10 protein-coding genes and 1 riboswitch are annotated in these 10,511 nt (G+C 71.3%); of the genes, 6 read left to right on the top strand and 4 right to left on the bottom strand.

Annotated elements, in window-relative coordinates; translation table 11 throughout:
- Nucleotides 1-145: 145 nt before the first annotated feature.
- From ABEA43_RS64475 to ABEA43_RS64460, 4 genes are all read left to right on the top strand, one after another.
- A complete protein-coding gene (locus ABEA43_RS64475) occupies nt 146-1,198 on the top strand; it encodes an ABC transporter permease (RefSeq protein ID WP_345579703.1) in 1,053 nt (350 codons plus the stop codon).
- The gene (locus ABEA43_RS64470; RefSeq protein WP_345579699.1) at nt 1,195-2,610 is read left to right on the top strand and encodes a S41 family peptidase; all 1,416 of its coding nucleotides are present in this window, start codon (nt 1,195-1,197) and stop codon (nt 2,608-2,610) included. The genes ABEA43_RS64475 and ABEA43_RS64470 overlap by 4 nt, the downstream gene beginning before the upstream one ends.
- Before the next feature lie 10 nt (nt 2,611-2,620).
- Nucleotides 2,621-3,766, top strand: coding sequence for an alpha/beta hydrolase family protein (locus tag ABEA43_RS64465; RefSeq protein ID WP_345579696.1), 1,146 nt, complete (start codon nt 2,621-2,623; stop codon nt 3,764-3,766).
- 67 nt (nt 3,767-3,833) lie between these two features.
- Nucleotides 3,834-5,093: a hypothetical protein gene (locus ABEA43_RS64460; protein ID WP_345579693.1), complete on the top strand. Its 1,260-nt coding sequence runs from the start codon at nt 3,834-3,836 to the stop codon at nt 5,091-5,093.
- A 3-nt stretch (nt 5,094-5,096) separates the two neighbouring features.
- Here the strand turns inward: ABEA43_RS64460 and ABEA43_RS64455 are convergent, their stop codons facing one another.
- The 3 genes from ABEA43_RS64455 to ABEA43_RS64445 all read right to left on the bottom strand — a co-directional run bounded on the left by ABEA43_RS64455 (nt 5,097) and on the right by ABEA43_RS64445 (nt 7,803).
- Nucleotides 5,097-6,152 (bottom strand): hypothetical protein, encoded by a 1,056-nt coding sequence (locus ABEA43_RS64455; protein ID WP_345579690.1) that lies wholly within the window; start codon nt 6,150-6,152, stop codon nt 5,097-5,099.
- A gap of 51 nt (nt 6,153-6,203) precedes the next feature.
- Entirely contained in the window at nt 6,204-6,398 is a 195-nt protein-coding gene (locus ABEA43_RS64450) for a hypothetical protein (protein ID WP_345579687.1), read from the bottom strand.
- Between the two features lie 409 nt (nt 6,399-6,807).
- On the bottom strand, nt 6,808-7,803 hold the full coding sequence (locus ABEA43_RS64445; protein WP_345579684.1) for an ArsR/SmtB family transcription factor: 996 nt from the start codon (nt 7,801-7,803) through the stop codon (nt 6,808-6,810).
- Between the two features lie 73 nt (nt 7,804-7,876).
- Here ABEA43_RS64445 and ABEA43_RS64440 point away from each other — a divergent pair, with 73 nt between their 5' ends.
- Entirely contained in the window at nt 7,877-9,070 is a 1,194-nt protein-coding gene (locus ABEA43_RS64440; protein WP_345579681.1) for an MFS transporter, read from the top strand.
- On the opposite strand, the gene ABEA43_RS64435 is transcribed toward ABEA43_RS64440, so the two are convergent.
- Complete coding sequence (locus ABEA43_RS64435) at nt 9,054-9,308, bottom strand: hypothetical protein (RefSeq protein WP_345579678.1); 255 nt, start codon at nt 9,306-9,308, stop codon at nt 9,054-9,056. The two genes, ABEA43_RS64440 and ABEA43_RS64435, sit on opposite strands and share 17 nt — an antisense overlap.
- A gap of 264 nt (nt 9,309-9,572) precedes the next feature.
- A riboswitch (cyclic di-AMP (ydaO/yuaA leader) is annotated at nt 9,573-9,713 on the top strand.
- A 12-nt stretch (nt 9,714-9,725) separates the two neighbouring features.
- Between ABEA43_RS64435 and ABEA43_RS64430 the strand changes: the two genes are divergently transcribed.
- Nucleotides 9,726-10,409 (top strand): CHAP domain-containing protein, encoded by a 684-nt coding sequence (locus ABEA43_RS64430; RefSeq protein WP_345579675.1) that lies wholly within the window; start codon nt 9,726-9,728, stop codon nt 10,407-10,409.
- Nucleotides 10,410-10,511 lie beyond the last annotated feature (102 nt).

Genomic DNA, 10,511 nt, shown 5'->3' with positions numbered 1-10,511 from the left:
GGCAGAGCACCTACGTCGTCCGCACCGACGCCCCGATCCACGACCCCGCCTGGATGGTCAGCCGGCTCAGCATGGAAGACCTCGTCCTGGCCTACATGGACCAGCGCACCGCCGAGAACCGCCGCACAGCCCTGGAGGTGCAGCGATGATCTGGCTGACCTGGCGCCAGTTCCGCGGCTCGGCCCTGATGGTGGCCGCCCTGCTCGTCCTCCTGGCCGCCACCCTGGCCTTGACCCGCCCGGGACTGGTGTCCGGCTATTCGGCCGGGGTCGCCGACTGCACCCCGGACAACACCTGCAACCAGTTCTTCAACAACTTCTTCGACCTGTACCAGCTCCCTTTCCTGGCCGTCAATCTCGTCGTGCTGCTGCTGCCCGCCCTGGTCGGGCTCTTCTGGGGAGCGCCGCTGATCACCCGCGAGCTGGAGACGGGCACGCATCTGCTGGTGTGGAACCAGAGCATCACCCGGGGCCGCTGGCTGGCGGTCAAGCTGGGGCTCACCGGCCTGGTCGCGATGGCCGCCGCCGGCGTCTGCGGCCTCACGGTGACCTGGTGGTCCGACCCTCTGGACAAGTCCGCCCCGGAGAACCTGGCTTTGATGGCTCCCCTGGTGTTCGGCGCGCGCGGCATCGCCCCGATGGGGTACGCGGCCTTCGCGTTCGTCCTGGGCGTGACCGTGGGCATGATCGTGCGCCGCACGCTGCCCGCGATGGCGCTCACCCTGGCCGCCTTCGCCGCGATCCAGCTGGTCATGCCGCTGCTGGTCCGGCCGCATCTCAACGCTCCGGTCACCGCGGCCTTCGAGCTCGGCCAGGCGAATGTCGAACACCTCGGCGTACCACCGAACGGCGGCGGACCCGTACAGATTATGCTGAGATCCGCCGTTCCCGGCGACGCCGGCGCGTGGGTCCTGTCCAGCGTTCTCATCGACCCGGCCGGACGGACTATCGCCGGCGACGATGAGGAGGGCGCCATCCCGATCTCCACCACGTCGGGTCCCTGCGCTGCGGGTTCGGGGGCACGCGGCGGGGACGGGTGCATGGTCGAGGTCAACCGGCTCGGTTACCGGCAGCAGGTGACGTACCAGCCTCTTGAGCGGTTCTGGCCCTTCCAGTGGATCGAGACCGGCCTCTACGCCCTGCTCACCCTCGCCCTCACCTGGTTGTGCTTCTGGTGGATCCGCAGGCGCCTGTCATGACCGTCAGCAGAATCGCGACCGCCGGGCTCGCCCTGCTCCTGGCGGCGGCCTGCACGGTCCCGACGCCGCCGCGCGGCCAGGCCGGCACGGCAGCCGGCATGGTCTGCGCGCCGCCGCCGGGACCTCCCGGGCCGGAGACCGCCACCACGATCGACGTGATCGAACAGGCCTATTTCTGCATCCTCGGCAATTACTACAGCGCCGCCACCTTGGACGCCCGCCAGCTGCTGGCGGCCGGGTTCATCGCCCTGACGCAGGAGCTCAACCGCAACGGGCGCGACGTTCCTGAGGCGACCATGCCCGCGCTGACCGGCGATCGGAAAGCCGACTGGGCCGCGTTCGAGGCCGTCTACCGCAAGACCACCGATCAGGTGCCCGGCCTGCGCGACAAGCTGGCCGTCGTCACCCTGGAGGCCATGGTGGCCGCCCTCGACGACAACCACGCCAGCTGGGCGCACGACATCAAGCGGAACCCCGGCTACTACGACGGCGACGGCGAGGGTCTGGGCCTCCAGACGAACGTCACCGGCTCGCAGGCGACCGGCAACCCCGGTGTCGCCGTACCGCCGCTGTTCGTCACCACCGTCCAGGGCGGCGCGGTGAAGGCGGCCGGGCTGCGGCCGGGCGACGTCATCGAATCGGTCAACGGGTCGGCGCCGTTCATCGACGGGAAACCCACTTCCGCGATCGCCGCCCTCTACCCGCAGTATCCGGAGGCGCGCCCGGTCAAGCTGCGGCTGCTGCGCCAGTCCACCGGCCGCCGCTGGAGCGTGACGCTCAAGCCCGGCCTCTACCAGCGGGATCTGGCCGCCTTGCAGGTGGTGCAGTCGAAGCTGATGGACGACACCGCCTACGTACGGGTGCGCGGGTTCGCTCCCGACTCCGCCACCCGGGCACTCCGGGCGATCTCCAGACTCCGTACCGGACGGACGCTCAACGGCGTCGTGCTGGACCTGCGCGGCAACGGCGGCGGCAGCCCCACGGAGGCCGCCCGGCTGCTGAGCGCGTTCGTCCACGGCAAGGACACCCACTACCTGTGCACCGCGGACAGCAGGTGCGAGAGCGTGCGGACCGACGACACCGTCGAGCTGCTCGGCCTGCCGCTGGTCGTGCTCACCGACCGCGGCTGCGCCTCGGCCTGCGAGCATTTCGGCTCCGCGGTCAAGGACCTGCGCATCGGCCGGCTGGTCGGCACCAGGACCGCCGGGCTCATGGCCGGCCCGACGCAGCCGTACCTGCTCAGCAACAACACCATGCTGGGCTTCCCGTCGAGGCACGGCCTGGGGGCCAACCGGGAGGAGATCAACCGGATCGGCGTGGCGCCCGACCATCACGTGCCTTCGACGCCGCAGGACGCGGCGGCCGGGCGCGATCCCGCCCTGGCCAAGGCCCTGACCCTGCTGCACAAGTGAGGACCGCTCGATGAGACAGATCCTGGTAGCCGCCGCGGGACTGGCCGTCCTCGCCACGTCGGCCTGCTCCGTACCGGCGCCGCCTCGGGCCGACGCCGGCCCGTCGGCCACCCCGACAGGACCCGCCACCCTGCCCGCTCCCACCGGTGACCACCCGGTGGGCACCACCGTCCTGTACCTGAAGGACACCTCCCGCCCCGACCCGTGGAATCTCGACGTCAAGGCCAGAGAGCTGAAGGTCACCCTGTGGTATCCGGCCGGGCAGCGGGGCGGGGAGCGGGCGCCGTACATGACGCCGAAGGAATCGGAGCTCGCCATCAGGCGCCTGGGGGTCGCGGGCGTGCCGGACGACACGCTGAGCAAGACGCGGACGAACGCCGTCAAAGACGCCGAATCCGCAGGGGAGAAGCTGCCGCTGGTGGTGCTCTCCCCCGGCTTCACGAATCCGATGAGCACCCTCACGTCCCTGGCCGAGGATCTGGCCAGCCGGGGGTATGTCGTGGCCGGGATCGATCACACCTACGAGAGCTTCGCGACGACCTTGGCCGACGGGCGGGTCGCCGAGTGCCTGGCCTGCGACAGCGACAGCGACACGGGCTTCGGCACGGGGGTGGTCGCGGGCCGGGCGGCCGACGTCTCCTTCGTGCTCGACCGGCTGCCCAAGAAGTGGCCGATCGACCGCTCCCGCATCGCGATGGTCGGCCAGTCGATCGGCGGGGCCAGCGCCATGGCGGCCATGGTGAAGGACCCCCGGGTGCGGGCCGGGATCGACATGGACGGCACCACCTACGCCCGGATCCCGAAGGGCGGGTTCTCCCGGCCGTTCATGTTCCTGGGCTCGGCGCAGCACACTCCCGGCGGTGGCGCCCCCACCTGGGACCGCGACTGGAAGCTGCTGACCGGGTGGAAACGCTGGCTCGTGCTGACGGGCGCCGAACACCAGTCCTTCACCGACGCCTCGCTGCTGGCGGGCGCCCTCGGCATCAAGCCTGCCACAGGTGTCCTGCCGGCGGCGCGCGCCTCCGAACTCACCCGCACGTACGTGGCGGCCTTCCTCGACCAGCACCTGAAGGCCAAGCGCCAGGCCATCCTGGACAAGCCGTCAGCACGCTACCCCGAGGTCACGTTCTGCCCGGCTAACTGCAACCCGTCCTGAGACCCGGCGCACGCGCCCGGTCCTACGATGTCTTATGCAGAGATCGCTGGCGGCGGTAGTGGGACTCGTGCTCGTTCTCTCCTCCTGTACGGCCGAGCCGGTGGCGTCACCGCCCAAGCCCAAGCTCACCGGCTGGCCGGCGCCGAGTGCGGAGCCCAGTCGTTCCGCCGCGTCGCGGGCCGCCCAGGTCGCGATGCCCGAGGCCGCCGGCCGGCGACGGCTGGCCGCCGTTCCCGCCGAGCCGGCGTCCTGTGTGCAGCCGGGACCGGAGGCCGACCAGATGCGCGCCGTACCGAGCACAAGCCCGAGCTGGCGGACGCTGTGGGTCGATGAGCGGGATCAGCGGTTCTGGGATCTGGACGTGGCGGCGGACGGGGCGGTCTGGGTGCGGTCCACGTGGGGGCCGGACGAGGAGGAGACCGGGGTGCGGAGGTGGCACCGGGGTGCCTGGCGCACCTTCGACCGCGAGCCCATCGAGTACGGCAGCCAGGACGAGGCGGTTGCCCTCAGCGCCACCTCGGCGCGGCAGGCCTGGGTGTTCGGCGGCACCACTTTGATCGGCGAAGAACTCCGGCTGTTCCTCGGCACCCTGCACGACGATCGGTGGCGCGACGTCGTCTTCACCGACGAGGAGAAATTCGAGCTGGACCCGGAGACCATGGACGCCCGGGGCGCCTGGGCGGTGGTCGGCCCGACGACCCTGCTGCGCTGGACCGGCAAGACGTGGCGGCGCGAAGAGCTGAGCAGCCCGATCTCCATCCTGCGCGGCGAGGGCGACACCGTGTGGGGGCTCGGGGAAAGCGGAGCTATGCGCCGGCAAAGCGATGGCTGGCGGCAGGTACGGCTGCCCGAGCTGGGCGGGCCCGCGCTGGACAGCCTGCCGGAGCCGTGGATGACGGGCCTGGCGGTGCTCGGTCCCGACGACGTCTGGGCGATCGCCAACGTGGGCTGGGGCGTCGACAGCGAGGAGCACGAGGGCGAGCCGGTCCGTGCCCGGCCCGTGGCGCTGCATGGGAACGGCTCGCGCTGGCGGTGCGTCTGGGGGCCGATGCACCGGACCTTCGGCCAGGCCGAGCCGGACGGCAGGGGCGGCTTGTGGGTGGTGGCCGAGACGCGGTCCAAGCCCAGCGAGCTGTGGCACCTGTCGGACGGGCGATGGACCAAGGAAGGGCTGCCCGCGCCCCAGGGCCGGTACGCCCACCCCGAACAGCTGGTCAAACGCCCGGGAAAGGCCGAGGTGTACGTGAGCGGCTACGTCAGCGAGGCCGAAGATCCGAACGCTTCGTTCGACCAGCGTGACCGAGGGGCGCTCTGGCGCACGAAATAGCGGTCAGCGGCGGCTGTAGTGGACACGCACCTGATGCTCCGGGGACCCGAGCGAGATCCTGGCGAGCACTTTGACGTCCTTTCCGCTCAGGTCCTGGACGAAGACGGTGTAGGTCCGGCCCTCCCGTCGCTCGGCGACCAGGCGGTCGTTGTCGTACCAGCCGACGACGGCGACGTAGCGGTCGCCGGGATCGCGGTTGAGGTGCGCGATGGCCAGGCGTTCGCCGGTGCTGAGGAGTCGTACACACGGTTGTGGCGTCATGTCCCCGATATCGCAGCTCGTGATGAACGACTGTCCCGTGGGGGAGAATTCGAGGAGTCCCGCCTCCTGGGCGACTCCGGGGATGACGCGAATCGGCCGACCCGACAGATCACGAAATTTCAGGTCATGGTGCCAGATGGTGGCCACGGACGTGCCGTCGGGACTCCATCGGTAGCTGCCGTCCGGGTCTTCGTCTTCATCGGGCGTGAACGTCCGGACGATCGATGCCCGGCGGGTGGCCACGTCCACGATGACGAACCCCACGGTGACGGGGGACTCCGTACCACGTGCGTGGTCCCGGGTGGTGAACAGCAGCCGTCTGCCGTCGGGGGACCAGCGCGGGTCCGACAGACCCTGCCATGCGGCCAGTCCCACCGGGACGGAGTGGGTCTCACCGGTGATCCGGTCGGTGACGCGTACGACAGGGGCGGCGTTCCGCCGGAAGGGCATCTCGTCGATCACCGCCAGCCGGTCGCTGTCGGGCGAGACGGTCGCCACCTGATCGCCCTCGGCGACCTTGGTGAAGGTGGAGTCCCAGCGGGCGTAGGACCTCGGCCGGAGCGTCTTGTCGTCGTGGGAGGGATCGTCCTCGACCCGGTACGCGGTGAGCCGCACCGGGTCGGAGGGGTGCTCGTACAGGAAGCCGGCCTTTTCCTGAAGGGTGATCCTGGTCGCGGTCGCCTCCGTGAGCACAGGCGCGGGCTTGACCAGCGCAGATGTGCTGCCGCCCGAGGCCAGCGCGACGGCCAGCCCGGCCGCCGCAAGCCGGAACGCGCGTCCCAGCACCATCACCGCCACCGCGCCATCAGAGCAGTATGGAGGGATCTTGGGCCCCGGACAACCTTCGCGCTACCCGCCGAACCGCGCGCCCAGCTGCTTCAGCACCCGTACCTGGATGGCTCTGCGGAGGTGCCTGCGCAGCGCGCCGATCCCGCCGTGGCGCGGACGCTCAGCGCGGACGTGCTGCCTGGCGGCGGCCACGGGCCGGTGAGCGGCCACGTGCTGGATGTGCTTCCTGGCGGCGGCCACCGGCCGGTGAACCACGATTCGCTTCTTCTTGGGCGCCGCGACTTGCTTCACCGGCTGGACCGACGATGCCGCCGGCTTCGCAGGTTCCAGGAGAGGAGCCGGTCTTGCCGCGACCGGCTGGGCGATGGCCCGGTCCGGCTGTACGGCATGGCCGACCGAAAAGCCGAGACCGGCGCTGAACCCCATGCCGATGGCGAAGGCGAGCGCGATACAGAGCGGATTACGGGCTCGCCGGGGACTGGCCGGTGCACTACGGACGAACGCGGACGGTGGATATTCACACATCTTGCCCCCCGAGATCGTGGCTTCCTCGCGGAAGGTGATCACAGCGCGCTGTGCTGCGTAGATCTCCAGGCGTGGCCCGGCGCAACCCTCGTTTGAGGACGTCCATACGAGATCGACGCGAGAGTTTGCACTCGGCCGTCTACCCGGTGCGGCCGTCCAGCAGCGCCACCGCGAGCGGCAGGCGTTCGTACAGGACCCGGTAGCCGTGCCGGCGCGAGGTCAGGAGACCGGCGTCGCGCAGCACCGACAGGTGGGCCGACACCGAGGAGGGCGCCAGGCCGTGACGCTGGGCGAGCGTCGTCGTCGAGGCGGGCCCGTCCAGGGCGGCGAGGATGGCGGCCCTGGTCCGGCCGACGAGCCGGACGAGCGCGTCGGGCGCGCCCGCGGCGGGCTCCTGCCAGAGCGTGCCCATCGCCCGGGCCGGGTAGATCACCGTGGGCTGCCACGGCGCGGCGAAGCCGCTCACCACGTCCGGCCAGACGAAGACGCTGGGCATCAGCAGCACGCCGCGCCCGTCGACCTCCTGGGCGGCGGGAGAGTGGTGCGGGGTGCGGTGGATGAGCGTGCGGTCCGCCCAGGCCAGGTCCGGGTGCAGGTCGGTGAAGAGCGCCTCCCACCCGCCCGCCGCCAGCCGGCTCGTCCGGTGGGCGATGTCCGCCTCCAGCAGGGCCCGCACCCTCGCCCAGTCCGGGGCCAGCAGGGCATGCCAGGCACGTTCGGTGAGATCGGCCAGCTCTTGTACGGCTCGCGCCGGGTCGGCGAGCACCCGCCGCCCGGCCGGGGATTCCGCGGCGCCCGGCGTGCACGCCAGCGAGCGGGCCATCTCCCGCCGCGCCATGGCGGGGTCGGTGGACCGCATGCGCGCCAGCTCGTCGGCGAAGGCAGGGGACGGTTCGCCGGGCGGCGCCCCGAGGAAATCAGGGGTGTAACCGCCACGCGGCGGCAGGAAGAGCCACATGGGGGCCAGGTCGAGTCCCGCCACGGCGGCACGCATGCGCCGCAGCCACGAACGGTGATAGCCGTGCCGCTCCGGCCGCCGCAACATCCGCAGCGCCTCGTGCGTCTGGCAGAGCGGTGAGACCGCGAACCGGCAACGCAGCAGATCATCGACGCCGAGACGCATCCGCAGCGGCACTCTGCCTCCCAGCCTGATTCGTCCTCATCCGAAAGAGTAGAAGACGGTGTGACCGGCTCGGCATCCTTGCCGGGTGCCACCACCCTTCCTGGCCTCCTGGCGCGCGGTCGTCGTGGTCGCGGCGCTCATGCTGGCCGCGTTCACCTTCAACACCACCGAGAACCTGCCGATCGGGCTGCTCGAACTCCTCTCGGCGGACCTGCGCGTGACCCCGACGGCCGTCGGCCACCTCGTGACCGGGTACGGCCTGACGGTGGCGGTCCTGTCCCTGCCCGTCGCGCGGCTCACCCGGGGGATCCCGCGCCGGTACCTGCTGCCGGGCGTGCTGGCGGTGCTCGTCCTCGCCAGCCTGGCGTCCACGCTGGTGTCCTCCTACGAGCTGCTGCTCGCGCTCCGGGTGGCGACCGCGGCGGCCCAGGCACTCTTCTGGGCGGTGATGGGGCCGGTGGCGGTGGGACTGTTCCCGCCGCGGATGCGCGGCCGGATCATCGGCGTGCTGTCCGTCGGCGGGTCGCTCGCCTCCGTGCTCGGCGTCCCGGCCGGTACGTGGCTGGGCCGCCACGCCGGCTGGCAGGCCCCCTTCCTGGTGGTGGGCGGGCTCGCCCTGGTATCGCTCGTCCTCATCGCCGCGCTGCTGCCCGCCTCGCGTCCCGAGGATAGGCACGCCGCCCGTGGCGTCACCCCGGACGCCCGCCGGTTCGCGATCGTGCTGGCGATCACGGGTCTGTCGGTGACGGGGGCGTTCGCGGGATTCACCTATGTCGTGACGTTCCTCGGGCAGGTGAGCGGCTTCTCCGGCGACTCGGTCAGTGCCCTGCTGCTGGTGTTCGGGGTCGCGGGGATCGTGGCGGTCACCCTCACCGGGCCGCTGCTCGACCGGTTCCCCCTCGCGACGCTGGCGGTCCCGGTGGCCGGGCAGGCGGTGGCGCTGCTCGCGCTGTCCGCGGCCGGTGGCGTGCGGGCCGTGGCGGTCGCCATGCTGGCGCTCCTCGGGGCCTCGGTGGGGCCGGTCTTCATGGCCACCCAGAACCAGGTCCTGCGGCTGGCGCCGGGCCGGACGGAGATCGCCCTCGCGGCGAACTCGGCCGCCTTCAACGTGGGGGTCGCCGTGGGCGCCCTCGCCGGAGGGGTCATCCTGCCTCTCCTGGGGGTGCGGGGCGCGTTCCTCGCCGGTGGGCTGCTGACCGCCGCGGCGCTGCCCCTCCTGCTCCGGCTGCCCTCGCCGGCCGTGGCCGGCGACCGGCCGGCGGTCACGGGGACGCCGTAGCCGTACTCGTCAGGAGGTTGCGCAGCCGGCCTGCAGTGGCGGCGGCGGGCCACAGGCGGGTGGCCAGGTTCCTGGCCGCGATTCCGGTACGGGTCGCGGGGACCATCAGCGCGACGTTGCCCTGCCTGGGGTCGACCAGGGTACGGTGCTTGGCCTCGTACCGGGCGAAGACGGACAGGGGGTACGTCCACCGGGTTGCCGCTGGAGCGCAGGCCCGCCGCCCGTTCGACGACCTCATCGACGCCGATCACGCCGAATCGGGCATCCCGCCGGCCTGACCCCAGGACGCTCCCGGCTGGGGGATTCCATGGGCTTTCGCGGCGTTCTGAGTGCCTGGCGTGGAAATTTCGTGACCTGGGAATTACCCAGGTCAGGGGCTTGTTGTACATCCCGTACGCGGAGCCGAGGCCGCAGCCATCGCAGCGAGTATCTACACCGGACCGCGCTACCGACGTCACGCAGTCTGCGGACGTCACACCCATCACACGCATCACAGGGAAATCGCCTGTGACCGCTGAATCCGCCTGTGCGCGGAACCGGGGACCCATGTCTCAACGGGGTGAATCGGCACGTCAACGTGCCGTAGGGCAGCTTCCACGCCCGAATCCGTCAGCTAACCCGGTAAGCGGTATGGAAGCAAGGAGTAGATCGCCTGATGGCTGAGCACCGTTTCATCAACGCCCCGAAGATCGCCAAGATCGCGCTCGGCGCGACCGTCGTCGCCGCCGCCCTGGGCGCCAACGCCGCCGTGTACGCCTCCGCGCAGCACAGCGCCGAGACCCAGGCCGTACAGGCCAATGGCGGGCCCGAGCAGCGCGCCGCCAAGGGCCACGAGGCCAAGGTGAACGTCACCGCCCAGCAGGTGCTGAGCCTGGCCAAGGCCCAGGTCGGCACGTCCGAGAACGCCGCCGGTGGCGGCACCAAGTTCCAGCAGTGGTACGCCGGTTCGCAGCGTGGCGCCGAGACCGCCCAGCGTGACGGCGGCAGCAGGCAGGACTACCTGAACGCCGCCTGGTGCTCGATGTTCGTCTCGTGGGTCGGCGAGGAGAGCGGCGCCCGTCCGCAGGTCGGCTGGGACGCCTACACCGTCGCGCACGCGAAGTGGTTCGCCGCCAACGACCGCTGGGGCACCGAGGCCAAGCCCGGCGCCGTGGTCTTCTTCTCGTGGAGCGGCAGCAAGAGCCTGAGCGCCATCAACCACGTCGGCTTCGTGGTCAAGGACAACGGCGACGGCACGATCTCCACGATCGAGGGCAACACCGGCAACGGCAAGGTCGAGCAGCGGGTCCGTCCGACCTCGCAGGTCGTCGGCTACGGCTACCCCCACTACGCCGCCTGACCGGGAACACCTGGAAGCGCGCGCCCTTTCGAGGGCGCGCGCTTTTGCGTGTCCGGATGGAGTGCCGGGTTTTCACGATCGGCTGAGGTTACCGGTAGGGCC

It is taken from the genome of Nonomuraea rosea (assembly GCF_039539705.1).
Taxonomy (GTDB): Bacteria; Actinomycetota; Actinomycetes; order Streptosporangiales; family Streptosporangiaceae; genus Nonomuraea; species Nonomuraea rosea.
This window is presented reverse-complemented; position numbering and strand designations above follow the sequence as displayed.